Origin of the sequence: Sphingorhabdus sp. 109, assembly GCF_902506555.1 — a bacterium.
GTDB lineage: Bacteria > Pseudomonadota > Alphaproteobacteria > Sphingomonadales > Sphingomonadaceae > Parasphingorhabdus.
The window spans coordinates 768,215-790,223 of record NZ_LR732707.1; the positions used below are offsets into that span (position 1 = coordinate 768,215).

The following is a 22,009-nucleotide window of genomic DNA, read 5'->3' on the forward strand; positions in this document are numbered from 1 at the left end:
TGATTAAATTCCCCTGTTTCCGTTTGATTTCTGCATTGATTCGAGCGCTTCTATCGGCCTTGATGCCAAATTGCGATGCAGGACATTGGGCGAAAACCCGCTGGCACGCAAGTCTTTGCTCAGGCGCTCGGCAACATGTACCGATCTGTGGCGTCCACCGGTGCAGCCGATACCGATGTTGACATAGGCCTTGCCCGCCTCCTGATAGCGCGGCAGCAGGAATGCGAGGAGATCGAGTATCTTGTCAATCGCCTCGGGATAGGCGGGGTCCTTGCCGATATATTCGGCGACATCGGCGTCCAGTCCGGTTTTCAGCTTGAGGGCCGGATCCCAGAACGGATTGGCCAGAAAACGGACATCGAACAGCAGGTCGATATTATTGGGCACACCGCGGGAAAAGCCGAAGCTGGTGAGGGTGATCGTGGTGACCGCATCCTTGTCGAGGGTGAACTGCTGGCGGATCTCGCGCTGCAGGTCATTGGCGGTCAGGTCGGTGGTGTCGATCACATGATCGGCCCAGCTGCGGAACGGAGCAAGCATGGTCCGTTCAAGCGCGATGCCCTGCTTTGCCGGACGGTCGAGCGCCAGCGGATGCCGCCTTCTGGTTTCGCTGTACCGCCGCTCCAGTTCGCCGCCGGCACAGTCGAGATATAAAGTGCTGATCTGGTAATCCTGTTTGTTCTGCAGGCGTTTGACGCTTTCGACCAGCTTGTCCGGTTCAAATCCCCTGGTCCGGCTGTCGAATCCGATCGCCAGCGGCGGATCGCTGTCCCCGCGGGAACTGGACGGTGGTGTTTTCAACAAGCGCTCGACAAGGCGAAACGGAAAATTGTCGATCGTTTCCCAGCCGATGTCTTCCAGCGTATTCAATGCGGTCGACTTGCCCGCGCCGGACAGGCCGGTGACCAGCAGAACCGGTTTGACGAGTTTTTCGCTCATGATATTTTCGCGCCCTGCATTATGCGTCGCATGGCCAGTTCGGCCTTTATCGCTGCGCTCGCTTCCATAGCATCCAATGTACAGCATGGAAATTCCATGCCCAGCAAAATCACGATCTGTCTGTCCATCGGATATCGTTCCACCTGGTCCTGCAGGTCGATGACCAGTTTTAGCCCGACACCGGAAACATGGTCATACTCGCATATGCCGAGCGAACGCACTTCCAGCTTTCCGGCGAGCCGAGCCGGCGGCTCGAGCAACAGTTTTTGATCTTCGCGCCTGATCACGACCTGATCGTCGCTAATCAAGGTTGCGCCCCGGTCGATCAGGCGCAGGGCGAGATCGGATTTTCCCGCACCGGATTTGCCGCGAATCAGCAGACCGGCGCCGGCAAGAGCAACGGCAGTCGCGTGCACCGTCATCGGGTCTTCGCTCTGTTTGCTATCCGTCATCCTCTGGCCTTGGGCAGCCGGACTTCAAAGCAGGCGCCTGATTGTCCACCCGGCCGATCCAATATCCGGATAGTGCCCTGATGGCCTTCCACAATCGTTTTCGCGATCGCCAGTCCGAGGCCGCTATGCTTGCCAAAGGCTTCGCCGTCGGGGCGGTCGGAATGAAAACGCTGGAAAATCTGTTCGCGCTGGTCCGGATCGACGCCCGGCCCCTGATCGGCGACATGGATGACAATCTCGTCCCCGTCGGGGGTTGCCAATATCTCCACCAGACCGCCATCGGGCGAAAAGGAGACCGCGTTGTCGAGAAGATTACTGAATACGCGCTCGAGACGGCCACCATCGCCCATCACCCTGGCAACATCCTTGGCCGGGCGGGCAAAAGCGATATGCACGCCCAGATTGGACGTCCGCTGTTCGCGCGCTGCGAGTAACTGTTCCAGCATGCTCCCGATATCAATCGGTTCGAACTTGGCCCGCGCCAGTTCGGCATCGACCCGGGACGCATCGGAAATATCGTTGATCAGCCGGTCGATCCGCTGGACATCGTCATTGGCCACGTCGAGAAGCTGTTTTTGCAGATCAGGATCCTTGACCCGCTCCAGCCCCTCCAGCGCCGAACGCAGCGAGGCGAGGGGGTTTTTGATTTCGTGACTCACGTCGGCGGCGAAGGCCTCGGTCGCATTGATGCGATAGCGCAGGGCGCTGCTCATATCGGAAAGCGCGCGGCTCAACTGGCCAATTTCATCGCGCCGGTCCGGCATGCGCGGGATGGCGATTTCGTCGGATCGCCCCATGCGCACGCGCAAGGCTGCATGGGCCAGCTTCCTGATCGGCTGCACGATGGTCCGGGCGAGAAACAGTGATAACAATATCGACACCGTCGCCGCCACCAGTATCACCAGCAGCACGCTGGACCGTTCGGCCCTGACAATCCGCGTGATATCGCGGGCATTTGCGGTGAGCAGGATCGTCCCGGTTCCGTCGGGCAGCGATTTTCCTGCCGCTATTACCGGCGTGCGGTCGGGTGCGAGGTGGACGGAGCTGACCGCTTCGGTGCTCCCGGAGGCAGCGACCAGTTCGGGCCATGCGCCGGCGATGTCATCATCCGGTTCGCTGAATTCCGGGATCGGCGCGCTGAACACCAGACTCTCGATCGTGCGGTCCAGCAGCCGGGCCAAATCCTTGCGGAATGGTTCGGTCTCCGGATCGATAAATGCATAGTTCGGTTCTGCCAGCGTAAAGCTGTCGACGATCTTTGAGCCATCGGGCCCATAAAGCCGCAAGCGGGCATGGAGATGACTGGAGAATTGAAGGATCAGCGGATTTTTATACTCGGGCTCGACCGCCGACAGGGCGTCGGCGACGATGGTCAGCTGCATTCGGGCCTGGACGAGTCGTTCTTCGGTCAAACGGTCGCGATAATTGTTGAGATAGAACAGTCCGCCCGCAAGCAACGCGATCGCCAGAACATTGACCACGAGGATTCGGGTTGTCAGCGATAGCCTGGCCGACCAGCGGAGCGAGAGGCCGCGGTCATTCGCCTGCCCGTGTCTATTCGGTGTAGCGATAACCGGCTCCATATAGCGTATCTATTGCGTCAAATTCGGGATCGACTTCGCGGAATTTGCGCCGCAATCGCTTGATATGACTGTCGATCGTCCGGTCATCGACATAGACATCATCCTGATAGGCCGCGTCCATCAGCTGGTTGCGGCTTTTAACCACACCGGGCCGGTGCGCCAGTGTCTCGAGAATCATGAATTCGGTTACCGTCAGCGTGACATTCTGATCTTTCCAGCGGACCAGATGGCGGGCCGGGTCCATCTCCAGGTTGCCGCGAACCAGCGGCTCGGCGGCTTCTTCATCTGCACCCTCGTCAACCGATTTCAGGAAATCCGTCCTTCGCAAGATCGATCGGACGCGCGCGATCAATAGCCGTTGGGAAAAGGGCTTTTTGATATAGTCGTCAGCACCCATTGCAAGGCCGAGCGCTTCGTCCAGCTCCTCGTCCTTGGAGGTGAGAAAGATCACCGGCACGTTCGACTTTTCGCGGACCCGTCTGAGCAGTTCCAAACCGTCCATCTTCGGCATTTTGATATCAAAGACCGCAAGATCCGGCGGATTCTCCAATATCGCATGCAGGGCAGCCTCGCTGTCCGAATATACGCGGGTTACAAAGCCTTCGGCCTGCAGGGCGATCGAGACGGACGTCAAGATATTGCGGTCGTCATCGACAAGAGCAATATTGGCTGCCATTATTTCGCGTTCCTTTGCCACTTGTGCTGGATGTGACCTAGTGGATGGGATAGTAGGTTACAAGATAGCTTGTCGGTAGCGATATTGACATATCTGAGTCGCGGACTGGCCGGAATGCCTCAAAATTTGTCAGGTCGCGGGAAGAAATTTGACCGACTCGGCAGGGTCCAGTAAGCGCCATTTCAAATTCGCCGGGTCGGCGTTACCTCAACCTGTTTCAAGCCATAGGGGATTATCAGTGCCAAAAGTTTCGTCTGTAACGTTAAAAGATCAGGGTTTTACCAATTCAGGCGAACAGCACTGGAATCTTGGTGCACCGGCATTGGTGGAAGCTGCCGTTTCCCGTGGTGAAGGGCATCTGGCCAAGGACGGTCCCCTGGTTGTCGAAACCGGCAAGCACACCGGTCGTTCGGCCAATGACAAGTTCATCGTCCGCGATGGCGAAACCGAAGACAGTGTCTGGTGGGGCAAGACCAATGTCGGCATGACGCCGGCGCATTTTGCCGCGCTGAAGGAAGATTTCCTTGCCGCACTGTCAGAAAAAGACACTTTGTTCGTGCAGGATCTGTTTGGCGGTTCGCAGCCGGAGCATCGGGTCAACGTCCGGGTGATCAACGAGCTTGCCTGGCACAATCTGTTCATCCGCACCATGCTGGTCCGGCCCACAGCCGACGAACTGGCCGCTTTCGATCCGGAATATACCATCATCGACCTGCCAAGCTTCAAGGCTGATCCTGCGCGCCACGGCACGCGCAGCGAGACGGTCATCGCGGTCAATCTGACCGAGAAGCTGATCCTGATCGGCGGCACGGCCTATGCCGGCGAAATGAAGAAGTCGGTGTTCGGCCTACTCAACTATCTGCTGCCGCTGGATTCGGTCATGCCGATGCACTGTTCGGCCAATATCGGTCCGGAAGGCGATACGGCGATTTTCTTCGGTCTCTCGGGCACCGGCAAGACAACGCTTTCGGCTGATGCCAGCCGGGTTCTGATCGGCGATGACGAACATGGCTGGTCGGATACGGCGGTCTTCAATTTCGAAGGCGGCTGCTATGCCAAGATGATCCGTCTCTCCGAAGAAGCGGAGCCGGAAATTTACGCAACCACCCGCCGGTTCGGTACTGTGCTGGAAAATGTCGTGATGGACCCGGAAACCCGCGAGCTCGATCTCGACGACAACAGCAAGGCGGAAAATACCCGCGGTGCCTATCCGATCGACTTCATTCCGAATGCGTCGGAAGAAAATATGGGGCCGGTCCCCAAAAATATCATCATGCTGACCGCCGATGCGTTCGGCGTGCTGCCTCCGATCTCGCGGCTGACACCAGAACAGGCCATGTACCATTTTCTCTCCGGCTATACCGCCAAGGTTGCCGGCACGGAAATCGGCGTAACCGAGCCGGAAGCGACGTTCTCGACCTGCTTCGGTGCACCGTTCATGCCGCGTCATCCTTCGGTTTACGGCAATCTTCTGAAAGAGCGCATCGCCAAGGGCGGTGTGCGCTGCTGGCTCGTCAACACCGGCTGGACCGGCGGCAAATATGGCGAAGGCAACCGGATGCCGATCAAGGCAACCCGCGCTTTGCTGAATGCTGCTCTGGACGGCAGCCTGAACGACGGCGAATTCCGGATCGACGAGAATTTCGGTTTCGAAGTGCCGGTCGCGGTATCCGGTGTCGACAGCGCGATCCTCGATCCGCGTTCGACCTGGGCTGACGGAAGCGCCTATGACGAAACCGCACAGAAGCTGGTCAAATTGTTCATCGACAATTTCGAGCAATTTGCCGATCATGTCGACCAGAATGTTCGGGAAGCGGCACCGACCGCCGCCTAGCCACCGGTTATATCTTGGCCGGGTCGCCTGTGACAGGAGACTTCTCGATTACAATATCGACCCGGCCAAGATCATCACTGGGGGTGAATGCCAGCATCTCTCCCTGAACCATGCCCTCGATCCGTGCCGGACGATTTATTCTGCCACGCGTTGCGATATTGTCGATGACAGGCACCAATCGCGCGCTGATTGCGTCAAGATCATAGCCGGCCGGCGCAGTCAGGCGGATTTCCTGTCCGGCAAAATATCCGAGTCCCCGGGTCAGGAAATGGCCGTCGGGTGCTCTCGAGATCCATGTCTGGAACGCGGTGGGGAAGGGACCGCCAGCCAGCAGCCGCTCGACGCTGGTACAATAATCCGGAAAATCGCTAAGTCCGCCGGATGGCAACCAGGCTGCCGCGTTCGCCGATACGCTCTCGCCGATCCATTTGCCGAGCAGCAGCAGGCGATGGTTGACCGCCGGCAGGTGCCGGGCGCTCTCCAGAATGTCGCTCAGCGCGATTCCGAGAGAGGGGGTGTCAGGGCAGGGCGGATTGCCTTGCGGGCTTGCGCTGCCCTTACCCGCCAATAGCCTCCCAGTTTCCGCAGCCGTCTGGCGAGACACAAGGAAGGTCATGGCGTCGAATACCACTTCTGCCATTTCCAGATTTTCGAACTTGCTCCGGTTGACCGACAGCCTCTCGCGTGCCGCCTCGCACCACGGCAATTGGGTCAGATCGGTATCGTCCGCCACCGGAGCGATGATCAGCAGAGGAGGGTCGGGGATCATGTTGCCAGTTCCGTTCCGGGTTGGTCCTGTCCTACTGTTCCTTTTCTGTTCTACAGCACCGGCTGCGGCGTGGCAATGCTGCCGGGAAACCGGCGCTTGCCCGCGCAATCGCCCGGGGCAATCAGCAAAAGATTTGATTGTCAGTCCACTGCCACAGCGGTAATCGCCTGTGCATGTCCGATCTGATCCTGTCGATACTCATGCTTGCCGGTACCGCATTGCTGGCTGGCGGAGTCTATATATTGTACAAGGGCACCAATAAGAAGCAGGGCTTGCTCATGCTGGTGGCCGCCGGGGTAATGTTTGCCAATGTCGGAATCTGGTTGATTCCCACACCCGAGAATAATCAGCCTCTATCGCCGCAAACGGGCGACTAGCTGGCGTTCTACTTGATCGGCGAATCCGGCGCGAGACGCATGTCGAGATAATTGTCGACCGAACCCATCAGCAAATCCATTTCATTTTCATAAAAATGGTTGGCGCGCGGGATCTCGTCATGATGGATCGTGATATGCTTTTGCGTCCGCAGCTTGTCGACCAGCTTCTGCACCGCGCTTGGCGTCACAACCTCGTCGTTCACGCCCTGGATGATGATACCCGAGGACGGGCAGGGTGCGAGGAAGTTGAAATCGTACATATTGGCTGGCGGCGATACCGAAATGAAACCCCGGATTTCCGGACGGCGCATCAGAAGCTGCATGCCGATCCAGGCACCGAAACTATAGCCGGCGATCCAGGTGGTCTGCGCTTCGGGATGGAAGCTCTGGACCCAGTCCAAAGCTGCCGCCGCATCGGACAATTCGCCAATGCCGTTATCGAATGTGCCCTGGGAGCGGCCAACGCCGCGGAAATTGAACCGCAGGGTGGCAAAGCCGCGCTTGACGAATGTCTTGTACATCGCCTGGGTGATCCGGTCGTTCATCGTCCCGCCCGCTTGCGGATGGGGATGCAAAATCATCGCAACCGGCGCGCGGTCACGGGGTCCTGGGCTGAAGCGGCCTTCGAGGCGGCCTTCGGGTCCGGTAAAAATTACGTCAGGCATGGGTTTTCGATTCTTCGGTCTAGATTGTCGGTTCCAGAGCGCGACAAGTCAGAATAGCTTTTGCGCTGGATGCAGCGTCTATATAGGGAGAGTGAACAAATCCGCAACTCAATCCCGCAAGCCAGAGAGTTTTTGCCAAGATCGTGACCGAAACCAAACGTATCTATCTCGATTATGCCGCGACCGCGCCGATGCTCGATGCGGCCAGAAAAGCCTGCGCCGAAGGGTTTGAACATTGGGCCAATCCATCCTCTCCCCATGCGGACGGCCGTGCGGCCCAAGCAATGCTGGAAAATGCCCGTCGACGTTTCAGCGATGCGCTGGGTTGGGATGGCGATGTCATCTTCACCAGCGGCGCCAGCGAGGCGATCCGGATCGCGCTGACCAGATCGAAACCGGTGATTCAATATATTTCACCGGTTGAACATGATGTGGTCCTCCGTTTCGCGCAAAATGCCAGGGCGATCCCGGTTGACAGCAACGGACTGGTGGTGCCGGCGAACCTCAATCATCTGCTGAAAAGCGTCGATGAAACGGCAATGGTGGCGATCCAGTCGGTTAATAACGAAACCGGTGTCATCCAGGACCTGGACGCGCTGGCCAAGGTGGTGCGCGACCGGGGCTGCTATCTCCTCGCCGATTGCTCCCAATCGATCGGAAAAATGCCGTTGCCGGATGCCGATTTGATCGTCGTGGCGGGCCATAAATTCGGTGGACCGCCAGGGGTCGGTGCCTTGCTGGTACGGGATTTGCGCTTGCTCGAGGCGGATGGCGGACAGGAACAGGGTTATCGCTCCGGTACCCAGAATCTGCCCTATATCATGGGCATGACCGCGGCGTTGGAGACTCCGGCAAACTGGGCCGGACGGGCATCGGAATTGCGCCAGCATCTTGATGACGCGATCCGGAAAGAGGGCGGCTCGGTGATTGCGGACAAGGCGCCGCGCATCGCGACGATTGCCAGCTACCATATGCCCGGCGTGGCCGCCAATACGCAGCTGATCAAGTTTGACATGGCGGGATTCTCGGTCTCCGCCGGCAGCGCCTGTTCTTCGGGTACGCTCAAAACCAGCCATGTGCTCGAAGCCATGGGCACCGACCCGCAGATCGCGCGCGAGGTAATCCGGGTCAGTATCGGTCGGGATACCAGCCGGGCGCATATCTATGCCTTCATCGACAAGTGGAAGTCGATCTTTGCAGAATCCCGGCGAAGCTGAGCCCGGCCGATGAATCCCGTCTATCTCGATAATCAGGCCACCACGCCGCTCGCACCCGAGGTTTTTGACGCGATGCTGCCCTGGCTGAAGGACAATTTCGGCAACCCGCACAGCCCCCATATCATGGGTCGCAAGGCAGCAGCGGCGGTCGAGCTTGCCCGCGATCAGATTGCCGCTTTATGTCCCCCCGGTGGGCGGGTGATATTCACCGGCAGCGCGACCGAGGCGATCAATCTGGCGATGGGAGCGGTCCGGACGCAGCAGGGGCGCACCGGAATCGCGCTTGTTGACACCGAGCATGCCGCCGTGCGCGACACCGCGCTTTGGTATGGCACCCAGGGCTTCGAGCCTAACCTGCTTCCTGTCGACGCGCAGGGGCTGTTGCGATTGGAAGAACTGGAAGCATGTTTGGGGCCGCAAACAGCGCTGGTGGGCGCGATGCTGGTCAATAACGAGATAGGGGTCATCCAGCCGGTCGACGAGATTGCAGCAATGGCACACCGGGCCGGGGCGCTGATGCTCTGCGATGCGGTGCAGGGTTTTGGCCGGATCGATATACCGCAGCAGGCCGATATGATCGCGCTTTCGGGACATAAAATCTATGGTCCGAAAGGCGTTGGCGCGCTCTGGGTGCGTGAAGGTATCGATATTCCTGCCATGATCCATGGAGGCGGGCAGGAACAAGGTGTACGGTCGGGCACGCTGTCCCCCGCTCTTTGCGCGGGGCTGGGCGCAGCGGCGAAATTATGCGCAGAGCGCAGGGAACTGGACATGGAGCATATTGTCAGCCTTGCCGAAAGAGCGCGCAGCCTGTTCGGCGACTGGACCGTGAACGGTTCGCTCGACCGGCGCTATGCTGGCAACCTCAATATCCGTCGGGCGGGCCTGGATGTCGCCCGGCTGATGTCCGATGTGCGCGGCGTGGCCTTTTCCGCCGGTTCTGCCTGCGCCAGCGGTTCCGGGCGGCCCAGCCATGTGCTGGCGGCGCTCGGGCTGGAACCGGCTCAAATTAAATCATCGATTCGTCTGGGGTTCGGGCGCTATAACGATGTTGAAGATGTCGAGCGGGCCGCCGGCCTGATCAATCAAGCAGCGGAGAAACAGCTATCATGAGCAAGGTCACGGTCCATTTCGTCAGCGCTGACGAAGAGTCAACGCTTTCGGTCGAGGCCTCGGATGGCGACAATCTGCTCACCGTTGCGCAAATCCATGACCAGCCGCTGGAGGGGACTTGCGAAGGGCAAATGGCCTGCTCGACCTGCCATGTGATCGTCAATACTGCCGATTTTGACCGATTGCCCCCGGCGTCGGAAATGGAAGAGGATATGCTCGATCTGGCCGCGGGCGCGCGCCGGACCAGCCGGCTGGCCTGCCAGATCAGCCTGACCCCCGAGCTTGATGGCCTGACCGTGCAGATGCCCGGCGAAAGCCATAATATGCAGATCATCTAACGGCTTGCATTTTTACCCGAGTCCCACCATATGCGCAGCGGGAGTCGGGTGGACGCAGTCGTCGCCAACCCGGTCAGGTCCGGAAGGAAGCAGCCGCAACGATTTTTCTGCGGGTCGCCCGGCTCCTACTTTACAACGGTACCATGTTTTGGCGGCCGTTCCAGCCTTCATACAGCCCTGAAATCAAAGGCCCAGCCAGTTTTCCGCCTGTTTTCGGGCAGAGTCGAAATTCACCGCGAATAGCCTTCGACAAGCCGGAGCCTCTCGCCTAAACTGTTCTTTCATGTCCGATTCACAAGATATATTTGCGGCTGGCGGTGTCGATGCGCCGGAGCAGCCGGCCCCCGGCACGGCGCAACCCTATCGGGTTCTGGCGCGCAAATATCGGCCTTCGAAATTTTCCGAACTGATCGGCCAGGATGCGATGGTGCAGACGCTGGGCAACGCGATCAAGCGCGACCGTCTGGCCCATGCCTTTCTGATGACCGGTGTGCGCGGCGTCGGCAAGACATCGACCGCGCGGCTGATTGCCAAGGCGCTGAACTGCATCGGCGAGGACGGGCAGGGTGGCCCGACGATCGATCCATGCGGCCAGTGCGAACCGTGCCGCAGCATCGCCGAGGGCAGCTTTATCGACGTCATCGAGATGGATGCCGCAAGCCATACCGGCGTCGACGATGTCCGCGAGATTATCGAGGCGGTGCGCTATTCCTCGGTCTCCGCGCGCTACAAGATCTATATCATCGACGAAGTGCACATGCTGTCGAAAAATGCCTTCAACGCGCTGTTGAAGACGCTGGAAGAACCGCCGGCGCATGTGAAATTCATTTTCGCGACCACCGAGGTCAACAAGGTTCCGATCACGGTCCTCTCCCGCTGCCAGCGTTTCGACCTGAAGCGGATCAGCCCGGATCAACTGTCTGCGCATTTTGGCATGATAGTCGGCAAGGAAGGCGTGACGGCAGAGCAGGAAGCGCTCGATCTGATCGCGCAGGCGGCCGAGGGGTCCGTCCGCGACGGCCTGTCGATTCTCGATCAGGCAATTGCCCATGCCGATATGGATGGCGATGGCGAGGTCAAGGCTGTCCAGATTCGCGATATGCTGGGGCTGTCAGATCGGGGCGCCGTTCGGCGGCTTTTCGCCAGATTGCTCGAGGGCGATTCCGCAGCCTTGCTCGATGCGATTGCCGAACAGTATAAAATCGGCGTCGAGCCGCTGTCGCTGATGAACGGGCTGCTGTCGCTTTCGCATCAGGTGACCCTGTTCAAGGTCGGCCGAGCCAGTGATCCGACTTTGTCGGAAGAGGCGCGGCAGCAATTTGCCGACTGGTCGGAACAGCTTTCCTATCCGGTCCTGCACCGGCTGTGGCAGTTGCTGCTCAAGGGCTATCAGGAAGTCCAGCAGGCGCATCTGCCGCGCGAAGCCTGCGAGATGGCTTTGCTCCGCGTGCTTTGCGCCGCGGATATGCCCGATCCGGGGAAGCTGGCGAGAATGCTTGAACAGGGCGCTCCGACGGCTCCCGCTTCACCGCCAGAACAACAGTCGGCACCGCCAGTGGCCGAACCGGTCGCGCAGATCGCCGCTGCGCCGGTTCCGTCGCCGACGCCCCAGACCAGCGCGCTGCCGACCGAATTTGCCGATGTCATCACCGCGGTCGGCCGGGTTTCGGCTGTGCTGGAAAGCATATTGATCGCCGATATGCGGCTGATCTCGCTCGACCCGCCCAATATTGTCTATCAGCCCGCGCGTCCTATTGCCGATGCCGACATCCGGAAAATTGCCGATGCGCTGAAGGAACAGACCGGCCGGGAGTGGACCATCGTCGAAGGACAGGGTGAGGCGCAGCCCAGTCTGGTTGAACAGGAACAGCAGATCAGGGATGCCGAACGCCAGGCGATCCTTGATGCCCCGATGGTGAAAGCTGCTTTTGAAGCCTTTCCCGATGCCATATTGCTGGAGGACGACGATCCTCGCCCACAAGAATCAAGGAGCGCATAGCCATGAAATCGATGGAAGAAATGATGAAAGCCGCGCAGGAAGCTGCGCAGCAGGTCCAGACCCAGATGGAGGAAGCCCAGAAGAAGCTGGATAGTCTTGAAGTTGAAGGTCAGGCCGGTGGCGGACTGGTAAAGGTGAAGGCCACAGCCAAAGGCCGGATATTGTCGGTGTCAATCGACGACAGCCTGATGAAAGCCGATGAAAAGCAGATGCTGGAAGATCTCGTCGCAGCCGCGTTCAACGACGCCCGTAATCGTGCGGACGCCCTGAGCAGCGAGGAAATGGGCAAGATGACCAGCGGCATGCAGTTGCCTCCCGGTTTCAAACTGCCCTTTTAGGCTGTCCTCGTGATCGGAGGCATTGCGCTTGAAGTGTCTCCAACAGGCCCCATATAGAGGTCAAAGGCGCTGTTGCAGCGCATCAAGTTGGAGTAATAATGTCCGTGAACGAACCGAATCCTGTCCCTGAATCCAAATCACTGCCGCTGTTGCCGCTGCGCGACATCGTGGTTTTTCCGAATATGATCGTGCCGCTTTTTGTCGGTCGCGACAAATCGGTCGTCGCGCTCGAAAAAGCGATGGATTCGAACAAGGAAATCTTCCTCGTCGCACAGCTCGATCCGGCGGAAGACGATCCCGTCCGCGACCAGCTCTATGATCTCGGAGTGGTCGCAACCGTATTGCAATTGCTGAAACTGCCCGACGGCACCGTAAGGGTGCTGGTCGAAGGCAAACAGCGTGCGAGACATGTCACTCTGGAGGAAAAGCCGGAAGGCTATGTGCTGGCCGAGATCGATCTGCTGGAGGAGCAGGAAGCCGAAGGCACCGAAGCCTCGGCGCTGATGCGGTCCGTGGTCGACCAGTTTGAAAATTATTCCAAGCTCAACAAGAAAATGCCGGCGGAAACCGTCGTGCAATTGGGTGAGATTGACGATGCGGCGCGTCTGGCCGATGCCGTGGCCGCCAATATCAACGTCAAGGTCTCGGACAAGCAGAGCCTGTTGATGGAGAGCGATCCCGTCAAACGGCTGGAAATGGTCTTTGCCTTCATGGAAGGCGAACTCGGCGTATTGCAGGTCGAGAAGAAAATCCGCGGCCGGGTCAAGCGCCAGATGGAGAAGACCCAGCGCGAATATTATCTCAACGAGCAGATGAAGGCGATCCAGAAGGAACTGGGCGACGGCGAGGATGGCGAAGGCGACGAGCTGGCCGAGCTCAGCAAGAAGATCAAGGAACTGAAGCTTTCCAAGGAAGCGAAAGCCAAGGCGACCACCGAACTGAAAAAGCTCAAGGGCATGCAGCCGATGTCGGCCGAAGCCACGGTGACGCGCAACTATCTTGATGTGTTGCTCGGACTGCCCTGGGGCAAGAAATCTAGGCTCAAGAAAGATCTGAAGCAGGCGGAAAAGGTCCTCGACGATGACCATTTCGCACTGGAAAAAGTCAAGGAACGCATCCTCGAATATCTTGCGGTCCAGTCCCGTACCAACAAGCTGAAAGGCCCGATCCTGTGCCTCGTCGGCCCTCCGGGCGTCGGCAAGACCTCGCTTGGCCGTTCGATTGCGCGGGCCACGGGTCGCGAATTTGTCCGTCAGTCTTTGGGCGGCGTGCGCGACGAAGCGGAAATCCGCGGCCATCGCCGGACCTATATCGGTTCGCTTCCGGGCAAGATCGTATCCAATCTGAAAAAAGCCGGCACATCCAACCCGCTGTTCCTGCTCGACGAGATCGACAAGCTCGGTCAGGATTTTCGCGGCGATCCCGCGTCGGCCCTGCTCGAAGTGCTGGATCCGGAACAGAATGACAAGTTCCAGGACCATTATCTCGAAATCGATATCGACCTGTCGGACGTGATGTTCGTGACCACCGCCAATTCGCTCAACCTGCCGCAGCCTCTGCTCGACCGGATGGAGATCATCCGCCTCGAAGGCTATACGGAAGACGAGAAGGTCGAGATTGCGAAACGCCATCTGGTTGAAAAGCAGATCGAGGCGCATGGCCTGAAAGAGGGCGAATTTGCCTTGCGCGAGGACGCGTTGCGCGACCTGATCCGCTATTATACGCGGGAAGCGGGCGTCCGGACTCTTGAGCGGGAAATTGCCAAGCTGGCGCGCAAGGCGCTGCGCCGGATTCTCGAGGGCGAGTACAAGAGCGTCGAAATCACGCCCGACAATCTATCCGAATATGCCGGTGTCCGAAAATATCGGCATGGCATTGGTGAAGAGGAAAACCAGGTCGGCGCGGTCACCGGTCTTGCCTGGACCGAAGTTGGCGGCGAACTGCTGTCGATTGAATCGGTCACCGTATCGGGCAAGGGGCAGATCAAGACCACCGGGACGCTGGGCGATGTGATGAACGAGTCGATCCAGACGGCGCTTTCCTTTGTGAAAGCGCGGGCACCGTCATACGGTATCAAGCCGAGCATCTTCAGCCGCAAGGATATCCATATCCATCTACCCGAAGGCGCGGTGCCGAAAGATGGTCCGTCTGCCGGTGTCGGTATCGTTACCGCCATCGTCTCGACGCTGACCGGCATTCCGGTGCGTCGCGATGTCGCGATGACCGGCGAAGTTACTTTGCGCGGCCGGGTGCTGCCGATTGGCGGACTGAAGGAAAAGCTGCTTGCAGCTCTGCGCGGCGGTATCACCACGGTATTGATTCCGGCGGAAAACGAGAAAGATCTGGTCGAAATTCCGGAGAATATCACTTCGAAACTCAACATCATTCCGCTGAAGCATGTCGACGAAGTGTTGGCCGAGGCGCTGGCCGAGACCGTGGAGCCGATCGAATGGAGCGATGCTGACGAGCTTGCGAGTCACGCCACAGCTCCGGTTACCGATGAAACCGCATCGACGGCAAGACACTGACAGTTTTTCATCAGCGAGTCGCACTTTTGAAACATAGGTGAAATGCGGTAGCAGAATATCCGAAACAGCTACCGCATCTCAACCGTTCGTCTCATTTCCTGTCATTTGGCGTAAAAATTTGCCCTTTGGCGCAGAAAACAGCGATTTTTCTTTGACACTTCCGGATAATTTCGCATTACTGCGGCCAGACCACAGCGCGATTCAAATTGAATTGCCATTAGAGAAGGGGGGATTCCCATAATGAATAAACAGGACCTTATCAGTAACGTCGCCGATCAGAGCGGCCTCAGCAAAAGCGATGCCGGCAAAGCGGTAGACGCAGTATTTGATTCCATCAGCAGTGCATTGTCCGGCGGCGGCGAAGTTCGTCTCGTTGGCTTCGGCACATTTTCAACCTCGAAGCGCAAAGCTTCCACCGGCCGCAACCCGCGTACCGGTGAACCGATGCAGATTCCGGCATCGACACAGGCAAAATTCAAAGCCGGCAAGGGTTTGAAAGACGCTGTCAACAAATAAGCAAACCGGGGGGCAGAGTATCGCCCCCCATTTTTCTCGCGCTTTGTTCTAGATACATCAGGCGGACCTCGAAAAGGGTCCGCCTTTTTCTATATGGGCAGCAGAGGAAATCCGGCGGACCCCGGACGTCCGCCGTCCGGACCCGGCACGAGCGGCTTGGTGCGTTCCGGTCCGGTCCGGACCGCGATCGGCAACCTTTCCCCCGTTCAGCCGTTGTTGAAAAATACAAATAGCAAACGCTGGAGTTTTCAATGGCAGGCGGCTGGGCGCGCGATGGCGCTGTACACGACCAGATTGACGATACGATCGCCGACGCGGTAAAGCGTGCCCGGGCGGATATGCCATCGGGAAGGGCCGCGCCCTATTGTATCGAATGCGGTGACGAAATTCCCGAAGCCCGCCGCCGTGCCTTGCCTGGGACGCGGACATGCGTGACTTGTCAATCAGAGCGCGATAGCGACCGGCGCAGTTCCGGGATCAACCGGCGGGGTAGCAAAGACAGTCAGTTGCGCTAAGCGGGGTGCTTTCCCGCGCTGCCGAAATCGTGTCAGGGCGGGTGCGGAACTCCCGTGCCCGAAGATCACTCTCTTTCGTTTTCACTATTCAGCATTGACGTCATGGCGGCGCGCTATCGCCCATGTGTCGCAACGCTATTTTTTCCATCATCATGATACCGGCCGGAACCGAACCCGCTCCAGGGGGTTGTCCAGCAAACCCCCGATAGAATTTCTCTAGGAGCCAGACAATCGACCAACTGAGTGAAAATTTCTGGAATATCCGCGGTGATTTCAAGATCGCGCATGTCATCAATATCGGGACCCATATGTCGCTGCTGCGGCAACCCGGTGGAAAATTCATCCTGCTCGATTCTTACGCGCCGGATCGGCAGGATCGGGACGAACTACTGGCGCTCACCGATGGTGGCGCGTTGATCGAGGCCGTGCTCAACGTCCACCCGTTTCATACCATCCACTGCCAGTATATTCAGGAACTGCTGCCGCATGCGCGTCTGATTGGCACTCGCCGTCATCACCAACAGCAGCCGGAGCTGCCCTGGGATGCGGATCTGGTCGAGGACGAGGCAACGCAGCAGCAATTCTCGAATATTCTCGATTTTTCAATCCCTTGTGGTGTCGACTTCATTTCCGGTGATGAGAGCGTGCATGTGGGGTCGGTCATCGTACGGCACCGCGACAGCGGCATAGTCCATGTCGACGATACACTGATGATCATCGATCTTCCGTCGCTGGTCCAGAAGATTGTTCCGGGGCCGAAACTGCGGTTTCACCCCAAGCTCGCGGATGGTCTGGAAAAGCGCTCTGGCGCGGCCGATGACTTCATCCGCTGGGCCGAGAATCTGGGCCGGGACTGGGCCGATAGCAGCATTGTCTGCGCCGCCCACAGCGGCATCATGCATTGCGACGGTCAAAGCTTTGCCGACGCAATGGCCAGCGCGCTGGGCCATGCCTCCGCCACGTTGGACGGGCACCGCAAGACCTACGGATAATCCTCGCCAATCCCCGACAGCATAATCACAATGATAAAGGATCCCCCATGACCGACAAACGCATTGAAACTGTAAACCCGCTTACCGAAGAAACCCTCGCGACCTATCCGCTGATGTCGGATGAAGAAGCCATGGGCGTGGTCGAGAAGGCGCATAATGCCTTTCTCGACTGGCGTCTGAAAAGCCTCGATGAGCGGGCCGGCGTGATCGCCGAAATCGGCGAGCAACTGCGCCAGTCGAAGGACGAATTTGCCCGGCTTATGACCGACGAAATGGGGAAATTGCTGAGCGATGCACGCGAGGAAATCGAATTGTGTGCGAATATCTGTGACTATACCGCCAAAAATGGCCCCGAGATGCTCGCTGACGAAAAAAGAGACGCAGCGGGAGGGCGCGGCATCGTCACCTATTCCCCACTCGGCGTGATCTACGGTATCCAGCCCTGGAATTTCCCCTGCTATCAGGCAATCCGCTATTCCATTTCCGCCCTCATGGTGGGCAATGGCGTGCTGTTGAAACATTCGGCCAATTGCACGGGCAGCGGGCTGATGCTGCGCGATATCTATGAAGCAGCAGGTCTGCCAAAGGACCTGTTTGGCGTGCTCTTGATCAGCCATGACCAGTCCGACAAGATTATCGAACATGATCTGGTTCGCGGCGTTACCCTGACCGGTAGTGACAAGGCCGGCCGCGCTGTGGCCCAGCGGGCCGCTTCGGTTTCCAAGAAGACGGTGCTCGAACTTGGTTCCAATGATGCCTATATGCTGTTTGACGATGCCGATCTCGATCTCGCGATCAAGGCCTGTGTGCAGGGCCGGCTTTTCAATAACGGCCAGACCTGCGTGAATGCGAAACGCTTTATCGTCACCGAGAAAAATTATGATGCCTTTGTCGAGGGCTATGCCACTGCATTCAACAATGTGGCAATGGGCGACCCGAACGAGGATGAAACCCAACTTGGCCCGATGGTCTCGCGCAGTCAGCGCGACCAGGTCCATTCCCAGGTCGAGGAAAGCGTCGCCAACGGTGCCAGAATCATCGCCGGCGGTTCTGTCCCGGATCGCAAAGGCTGGTTCTATCCCGCCACGGCGCTGGTCGATGTTGCACCGGGTCAGCCGGCCTATGACGACGAGATTTTCGGCCCCGTCGCCTCGATTATCAAGGCGAAAGACGATGAGGACGCCATGCGTATCGCCAATGACAGTCGCTACGGGCTGGGCGGCGGAATTTTCAGCAAGGACGTCGATCGCGCCGTCAAGATGGCGGCAAGCCGGTTCGATACCGGAATGGTGAATATCAACACCTACAGCATTGCCTCTCCGGATATGCCCTTTGGTGGCGTCAAGGATAGTGGCTATGGCCGCGAACATGGCGAGGTTGGACTGAAGGAGTTTGCCAACGCCAAGTCGATCACGATTGGCGCCTGATATGACCCGGATGCTCAGATGTGATGTAGCCGTTATCGGGGCCGGTACGGCCGGTCTTGCGGCGGAACGGGCGGCCCGTTCCAACGGGGCCAGCACCTTGCTGATCGACCCTCATTTCAACGGTACGACCTGCGCCAATGTCGGCTGCATGCCGTCAAAGCTTCTGATTGCGGCCTCTCATGCCGCCCATGCAGCGCGTTCCACCGCCATGTTCGGCATCACGGTGTCGGGCATCGACGTCGATGGTAAGGCCGTGATGCAGAGGGTGCGCAACGAGCGCGACCGCTTTGCCAGACTGACGCGGGAAAGTATCGCCGATATCCCGGCGCGCATCCGCTTGCGCGGCAGAGCCAGTTTTATCGCGCCCGACAGTCTCGAACTGGACGATGGCCGCCAGATCGAGGCGCGGAACATCATTATCGCAACCGGTTCGAGGCCCTTCGTTCCCCAACAGTTCGCGAAACTGGGTCGTTGTTTGCTTACCAACGAGAATATTTTCGATCTGGAGGATTTGCCACGGCGCCTGGCGGTGGTCGGTTCCGGCCCCATTGGTCTCGAACTGGCCCAGGCAATGGCCCGTCTGGGCGTCGAAGTAACTCTGTTCGACCGCAATGACCGGCTCGGCGGGATTCGCTGCGACAAGGTGCACGCCGCACTGAAACGGATCATCGAGTCTGATCTGGCCCTGCAACTGGGCGTGGACCTGGAGGCGGAGCCCACGGACGACGGCGCCCATCTTTCCTGGAGCGGTGCGGCGTCGGGAGATGCGGATTTCGACCATGTTCTGGTCGCCACTGGCAGGCCGCCCAATCTCGACAGTCTCGGTCTTGCCGCGGCCGGGCTGGAACTCGACGACAATGGTGTGCCGCTTCATGACCGCAACACGATGCAATGCGGTGACAGCCGGATATTTCTGGCCGGCGATGTCGCCGACGATCTTCCCCTGTTGCACGAAGCCTCGCAGGACGGCGCGATTGCCGGACGCAATGCGGTCGCCTATCCGGCATCAATGCAAGCCGATCGCTTTCCGCCATTCAGCATCACCTTCACCAGTCCGCCCGTGGCGCGGATCGGCCAGTCGGAAGAGGATGGCGTGATCACCGGAACCGCCGATTTCAGCGATCAGGGCAGGGCGCGGGTGGAAGGCTGTAACCAGGGCGTACTCACGCTCTATGCAGCCGCGCCGGATGGCCGGCTGATCGGCGCTGACCTGTGCACGCCCGCCGGCGAGCATCTCGCGCATATGCTGGCCTGGGCGATCCAGCAGGGGCAGACGGCCAGCCAGTTGCTGGAGATGCCTTATTACCATCCTACGATCGAGGAAGGGCTGAAACAGGCGTTGAGAACGATTTGCGCGGCGACGCCGATCGACTTGCCGCAAAATCAGGATCGCGGCGACCCGGCTGGCGTATGAGGGCGCGTCGGTGGTTGCCGGTTCTGCCCGAACGTTGCAGGGTCGCAAGCGACTGTGCCTGGAAATCAGGAGGGGCTGTGAGCTGGGAGGGGCCGCGTCGGCGATACATGCCGATGCCGGAAAGCCATCCGCCGGATGGTTTTTTAGTCGGAGAAAATGGTAGACGCTGAGGGGTTCGAACCCACGACCCGCTGATTAAGAGTCTCAAAAAGTAGAGATAACCTACGCTAATCATGGTCAATTTAGCGTTCGCGAGGCGCTAAAACCACGACATTCAATCATTTCGCGTTAGTCAGCGGCAGCAGAGGATAGCGGCCGTTCGGTGTTCAACGCGGTGTTTATGGAGAATGTCTTATGGCCGTTTTGAATTTAACAGAAGCCCGCATCAGAGAGTTGCCTTTGGGCTCAGGTATCCACCGAGATACTCAAGTAAAAGGCCTAATGGTGATCTGTCACAAGACCACCAAATCCTATGCCTGCCAAGGTGATGTCAGACGCAATGGTCGCCATATCCGCACCGTTCGGGCCAAGATTGATCGAGTTGACAGGATAGGTCTTCGTGAAGCCCGCAACAAAGCAAAGGCTTTGATGTCGCAAATTCAGTCCGGGATCGATCCGACCGATGGGCCCGAGGAAACGGCGATAACCCTCGAGCGGGCAATGGAAGCCCACATCGAAGAAAAGCCGCTACGGCAGCGTAGTGAAGATGGCTATCGCTACCATCTCAATCACTATCTCAAGCATTGGAGAAAAAAGGCCGTGGCCGATATTTCACGACAGATGGTGCGAGACCTGTATGCCGAATTGAAGCGCAAGAATGGGAATACTACTGCCGGTTCGGTGATGCGGACACTCAGGGCGGTGATAAACACCGCCATGCGAATTGATGAAACTCTGACTGGTAATCCCGTTGCCGCGTTGCATGTCCCATCAAACAAAAGACGCAAGGTTGCGCCGCTTGATATTCCCGAGTGGTGGGAGCGGGTGATGAGATTGAAGCCACAGCGCCGTGATCTGCATGTTGCCATGTTGTTAACGGGTGCGCGGCGCTCATCAATCTTGCAGATTAAAAGGGAAGACGTTGACCTTGATCGACGCATTCTGACACTGACCCACATGAAGACCAGCGACGAACCCCTTCAGCTCCCGATTGGCAATCGACTCGCCATGATATTGGAAGAAAGGATGCAGGCGGATGCTCCACTCGGGAGCGATTGGCTCTGGCCTTCGCCGAACAGTCGCAGCGGGCACATTGTAGAGCCCCGGGATGAAGGATTGCCCAGCCCGCATGAATACCGCCACCACGCGCGAACGCTCTATATTGCCGCAGGCGTTCCCTATGCCGAAAGTGCTCTGTTGCTAGGCCAAAAACTGCCGGGCGCTTCTGGTGGTTACGTCCATGCTTCACACCTTGTAGAACAACTTAGAAGCTATGTTCAGGCACTCGAAGATATGATCTTTGCGTCTGCCGGGGCAAAGTTTACCGAGGCTCCCGACGGGGCCGTAATCGATCCTATGGGGTTTAAATTAGTGCTGCCTGCCCCTGAATGATGGGATAACGACGAGACGCTGTCAGATACCTGAAATGGGCAAGTCCCAATCGAGAGGCCGGACCTGCGGGTTACGGTCTCTCTACTATTCAGGAGCCGTCCGTGTCCGATATAACCCTCGAAGCCATTCGCACTATCGTGCGTGAAGAACTGGCCAAACCTTCAACGCCGTGGCTCGATAGCGAAGCGGCAGCATCCTATCTCGGATCGACCGCCGGAACGCTCAGGAATTGGCGAGCGACCGGTAAGGGGCCGGCATATCATGTCGTCCAAGATCGGCTCATTCGGTATCATGTTGATGATCTGGATGACTTTGTTCGCAATGGTCGCTGACGGTTGGTTCAATTCACTTTAGACATCTTCCCAACAAATCGCTGGTACTAAGGCGGCGTTTATGAATGCATGACTATGCTTCTTGCAATCCACAAGGAGCCTAGAATGAACGACATCATCGCCCACCAAGCAGGTGAACTGCTGACCACGAAAGAAGCGGCAGCTTATCTGCGATCTACTGAAAACAGCCTGCGTAGCAGCAGATGTACCGGTCATGGACCACCTTCACATAAAGTCGGCTCCGCCGTGCTCTACAAGCGCAGGGAACTTGACCAGTATCTGGCCAATCTCAAGCCCTACATCGAAAGTAGGCGCCACAACAAACTCGCCGAACTTGATAAAAAGAAGGGCGCTCTCAACATGGATTGAGAGCGCCCTTAGAAATAGCCGTTGGAATGGGATGTCCACAACTCTACACAAGAACTATAAACCCC

General features: G+C 58.2%; 22 protein-coding genes and 1 other RNA gene. 17 read left to right on the forward strand and 6 right to left on the reverse strand.

Going from position 1 to position 22,009, the window contains the following annotated elements:
* Positions 1–3: 3 nt before the first annotated feature.
* From rapZ to BOSE62_RS03760, 4 genes are read right to left on the reverse strand one after another with little or no spacing between them, the layout of a single operon-like run.
* Entirely contained in the window at positions 4–939 is a 936-nt protein-coding gene (rapZ, locus tag BOSE62_RS03745; RefSeq protein WP_159642197.1) for an RNase adapter RapZ, read from the reverse strand.
* A complete protein-coding gene (locus BOSE62_RS03750) occupies positions 936–1,391 on the reverse strand; it encodes an HPr kinase/phosphorylase (RefSeq protein WP_236553818.1) in 456 nt (151 codons plus the stop codon). Before BOSE62_RS03750 ends, rapZ begins: the two co-directional genes overlap by 4 nt.
* Positions 1,388–2,974 carry an ATP-binding protein gene (locus BOSE62_RS03755; RefSeq protein WP_159642199.1) on the reverse strand — a complete coding sequence of 529 codons (1,587 nt, stop codon included), beginning with the start codon at positions 2,972–2,974 and terminating at the stop codon, positions 1,388–1,390. The genes BOSE62_RS03750 and BOSE62_RS03755 overlap by 4 nt, the downstream gene beginning before the upstream one ends.
* Positions 2,946–3,650 carry a response regulator transcription factor gene (locus tag BOSE62_RS03760; RefSeq protein ID WP_159642201.1) on the reverse strand — a complete coding sequence of 235 codons (705 nt, stop codon included), beginning with the start codon at positions 3,648–3,650 and terminating at the stop codon, positions 2,946–2,948. Before BOSE62_RS03760 ends, BOSE62_RS03755 begins: the two co-directional genes overlap by 29 nt.
* Positions 3,651–3,888: 238 nt before the next feature.
* On the opposite strand from BOSE62_RS03760, the gene BOSE62_RS03765 reads away from it, so the two are divergent.
* Complete coding sequence (locus BOSE62_RS03765; protein ID WP_159642203.1) at positions 3,889–5,484, forward strand: phosphoenolpyruvate carboxykinase; 1,596 nt, start codon at positions 3,889–3,891, stop codon at positions 5,482–5,484.
* A 7-nt stretch (positions 5,485–5,491) separates the two neighbouring features.
* On the opposite strand, the gene BOSE62_RS03770 is transcribed toward BOSE62_RS03765, so the two are convergent.
* A complete protein-coding gene (locus tag BOSE62_RS03770) occupies positions 5,492–6,253 on the reverse strand; it encodes a hypothetical protein (RefSeq protein WP_159642205.1) in 762 nt (253 codons plus the stop codon).
* Positions 6,254–6,426: 173 nt separating this feature from the next.
* Here BOSE62_RS03770 and BOSE62_RS03775 point away from each other — a divergent pair, with 173 nt between their 5' ends.
* Positions 6,427–6,630 carry a hypothetical protein gene (locus BOSE62_RS03775; RefSeq protein WP_159642207.1) on the forward strand — a complete coding sequence of 68 codons (204 nt, stop codon included), beginning with the start codon at positions 6,427–6,429 and terminating at the stop codon, positions 6,628–6,630.
* Positions 6,631–6,638: 8 nt separating this feature from the next.
* Here BOSE62_RS03775 and BOSE62_RS03780 read toward each other — a convergent pair whose 3' ends face one another.
* Positions 6,639–7,295 carry an alpha/beta hydrolase gene (locus tag BOSE62_RS03780; protein ID WP_089132528.1) on the reverse strand — a complete coding sequence of 219 codons (657 nt, stop codon included), beginning with the start codon at positions 7,293–7,295 and terminating at the stop codon, positions 6,639–6,641.
* 143 nt (positions 7,296–7,438) lie between these two features.
* On the opposite strand from BOSE62_RS03780, the gene BOSE62_RS03785 reads away from it, so the two are divergent.
* The 15 genes from BOSE62_RS03785 to BOSE62_RS03855 all read left to right on the forward strand — a co-directional run bounded on the left by BOSE62_RS03785 (position 7,439) and on the right by BOSE62_RS03855 (position 21,944).
* Positions 7,439–8,512, forward strand: coding sequence for a cysteine desulfurase family protein (locus BOSE62_RS03785; protein ID WP_268893893.1), 1,074 nt, complete (start codon positions 7,439–7,441; stop codon positions 8,510–8,512).
* Positions 8,513–8,521: 9 nt separating this feature from the next.
* On the forward strand, positions 8,522–9,625 hold the full coding sequence (locus BOSE62_RS03790; protein WP_159642209.1) for a cysteine desulfurase family protein: 1,104 nt from the start codon (positions 8,522–8,524) through the stop codon (positions 9,623–9,625).
* On the forward strand, positions 9,622–9,963 hold the full coding sequence (locus BOSE62_RS03795) for a 2Fe-2S iron-sulfur cluster-binding protein (RefSeq protein WP_159642211.1): 342 nt from the start codon (positions 9,622–9,624) through the stop codon (positions 9,961–9,963). Before BOSE62_RS03790 ends, BOSE62_RS03795 begins: the two co-directional genes overlap by 4 nt.
* Before the next feature lie 37 nt (positions 9,964–10,000).
* Positions 10,001–10,095: signal recognition particle sRNA small type (gene ffs, locus BOSE62_RS03800), an RNA gene on the forward strand.
* A 151-nt stretch (positions 10,096–10,246) separates the two neighbouring features.
* Entirely contained in the window at positions 10,247–11,962 is a 1,716-nt protein-coding gene (locus BOSE62_RS03805; protein WP_159642213.1) for a DNA polymerase III subunit gamma/tau, read from the forward strand.
* Positions 11,963–11,964: 2 nt separating this feature from the next.
* Complete coding sequence (locus BOSE62_RS03810; RefSeq protein ID WP_159642215.1) at positions 11,965–12,300, forward strand: YbaB/EbfC family nucleoid-associated protein; 336 nt, start codon at positions 11,965–11,967, stop codon at positions 12,298–12,300.
* Positions 12,301–12,398: 98 nt separating this feature from the next.
* Entirely contained in the window at positions 12,399–14,828 is a 2,430-nt protein-coding gene (gene lon, locus BOSE62_RS03815) for an endopeptidase La (RefSeq protein WP_159642218.1), read from the forward strand.
* 240 nt (positions 14,829–15,068) lie between these two features.
* Positions 15,069–15,344 (forward strand): HU family DNA-binding protein, encoded by a 276-nt coding sequence (locus BOSE62_RS03820; protein WP_089132522.1) that lies wholly within the window; start codon positions 15,069–15,071, stop codon positions 15,342–15,344.
* Positions 15,345–15,595: 251 nt separating this feature from the next.
* Positions 15,596–15,859: a DksA/TraR family C4-type zinc finger protein gene (locus BOSE62_RS03825; RefSeq protein ID WP_159642220.1), complete on the forward strand. Its 264-nt coding sequence runs from the start codon at positions 15,596–15,598 to the stop codon at positions 15,857–15,859.
* Between the two features lie 308 nt (positions 15,860–16,167).
* Positions 16,168–16,851, forward strand: coding sequence for a hypothetical protein (locus BOSE62_RS03830; RefSeq protein ID WP_159642222.1), 684 nt, complete (start codon positions 16,168–16,170; stop codon positions 16,849–16,851).
* A gap of 47 nt (positions 16,852–16,898) precedes the next feature.
* Positions 16,899–18,278 carry an NAD-dependent succinate-semialdehyde dehydrogenase gene (locus BOSE62_RS03835; RefSeq protein WP_159642224.1) on the forward strand — a complete coding sequence of 460 codons (1,380 nt, stop codon included), beginning with the start codon at positions 16,899–16,901 and terminating at the stop codon, positions 18,276–18,278.
* A 1-nt stretch (position 18,279) separates the two neighbouring features.
* Positions 18,280–19,692 carry a dihydrolipoyl dehydrogenase gene (locus tag BOSE62_RS03840; RefSeq protein WP_159642226.1) on the forward strand — a complete coding sequence of 471 codons (1,413 nt, stop codon included), beginning with the start codon at positions 18,280–18,282 and terminating at the stop codon, positions 19,690–19,692.
* A gap of 354 nt (positions 19,693–20,046) precedes the next feature.
* Positions 20,047–21,243: a tyrosine-type recombinase/integrase gene (locus BOSE62_RS03845; protein WP_159642228.1), complete on the forward strand. Its 1,197-nt coding sequence runs from the start codon at positions 20,047–20,049 to the stop codon at positions 21,241–21,243.
* Positions 21,244–21,344: 101 nt separating this feature from the next.
* Entirely contained in the window at positions 21,345–21,575 is a 231-nt protein-coding gene (locus BOSE62_RS03850; RefSeq protein WP_159642230.1) for a helix-turn-helix domain-containing protein, read from the forward strand.
* Positions 21,576–21,680: 105 nt separating this feature from the next.
* Positions 21,681–21,944, forward strand: a complete 264-nt coding sequence (locus BOSE62_RS03855) for a helix-turn-helix domain-containing protein (protein WP_159642232.1) — start codon at positions 21,681–21,683, stop codon at positions 21,942–21,944.
* Positions 21,945–22,009: the final 65 nt, after the last annotated feature.

Excerpts from the sequence above, each read along its gene's own strand:
- rapZ (WP_159642197.1), bottom strand. The coding sequence starts at position 939 with ATGAGCGAAAAACTCGTCAAACCGGTTCTGCTGGTCACCGGCCTGTCC.
- BOSE62_RS03770 (WP_159642205.1), bottom strand. The coding sequence starts at position 6,253 with ATGATCCCCGACCCTCCTCTGCTGATCATCGCTCCGGTGGCGGACGAT.
- BOSE62_RS03775 (WP_159642207.1), top strand. The coding sequence starts at position 6,427 with ATGTCCGATCTGATCCTGTCGATACTCATGCTTGCCGGTACCGCATTG.
- BOSE62_RS03845 (WP_159642228.1), top strand. The coding sequence starts at position 20,047 with ATGGCCGTTTTGAATTTAACAGAAGCCCGCATCAGAGAGTTGCCTTTG.
- BOSE62_RS03840 (WP_159642226.1), top strand. The coding sequence starts at position 18,280 with ATGACCCGGATGCTCAGATGTGATGTAGCCGTTATCGGGGCCGGTACG.
- BOSE62_RS03855 (WP_159642232.1), top strand. The coding sequence starts at position 21,681 with ATGAACGACATCATCGCCCACCAAGCAGGTGAACTGCTGACCACGAAA.
- BOSE62_RS03805 (WP_159642213.1), top strand. The coding sequence starts at position 10,247 with ATGTCCGATTCACAAGATATATTTGCGGCTGGCGGTGTCGATGCGCCG.
- BOSE62_RS03825 (WP_159642220.1), top strand. The coding sequence starts at position 15,596 with ATGGCAGGCGGCTGGGCGCGCGATGGCGCTGTACACGACCAGATTGAC.
- BOSE62_RS03830 (WP_159642222.1), top strand. The coding sequence starts at position 16,168 with ATGTCGCTGCTGCGGCAACCCGGTGGAAAATTCATCCTGCTCGATTCT.
- BOSE62_RS03750 (WP_236553818.1), bottom strand. The coding sequence starts at position 1,391 with ATGACGGATAGCAAACAGAGCGAAGACCCGATGACGGTGCACGCGACT.
- lon (WP_159642218.1), top strand. The coding sequence starts at position 12,399 with ATGTCCGTGAACGAACCGAATCCTGTCCCTGAATCCAAATCACTGCCG.
- BOSE62_RS03760 (WP_159642201.1), bottom strand. The coding sequence starts at position 3,650 with ATGGCAGCCAATATTGCTCTTGTCGATGACGACCGCAATATCTTGACG.
- BOSE62_RS03820 (WP_089132522.1), top strand. The coding sequence starts at position 15,069 with ATGAATAAACAGGACCTTATCAGTAACGTCGCCGATCAGAGCGGCCTC.
- BOSE62_RS03790 (WP_159642209.1), top strand. The coding sequence starts at position 8,522 with ATGAATCCCGTCTATCTCGATAATCAGGCCACCACGCCGCTCGCACCC.
- BOSE62_RS03795 (WP_159642211.1), top strand. The coding sequence starts at position 9,622 with ATGAGCAAGGTCACGGTCCATTTCGTCAGCGCTGACGAAGAGTCAACG.
- BOSE62_RS03810 (WP_159642215.1), top strand. The coding sequence starts at position 11,965 with ATGAAATCGATGGAAGAAATGATGAAAGCCGCGCAGGAAGCTGCGCAG.
- BOSE62_RS03755 (WP_159642199.1), bottom strand. The coding sequence starts at position 2,974 with ATGGAGCCGGTTATCGCTACACCGAATAGACACGGGCAGGCGAATGAC.
- BOSE62_RS03835 (WP_159642224.1), top strand. The coding sequence starts at position 16,899 with ATGACCGACAAACGCATTGAAACTGTAAACCCGCTTACCGAAGAAACC.
- BOSE62_RS03780 (WP_089132528.1), bottom strand. The coding sequence starts at position 7,295 with ATGCCTGACGTAATTTTTACCGGACCCGAAGGCCGCCTCGAAGGCCGC.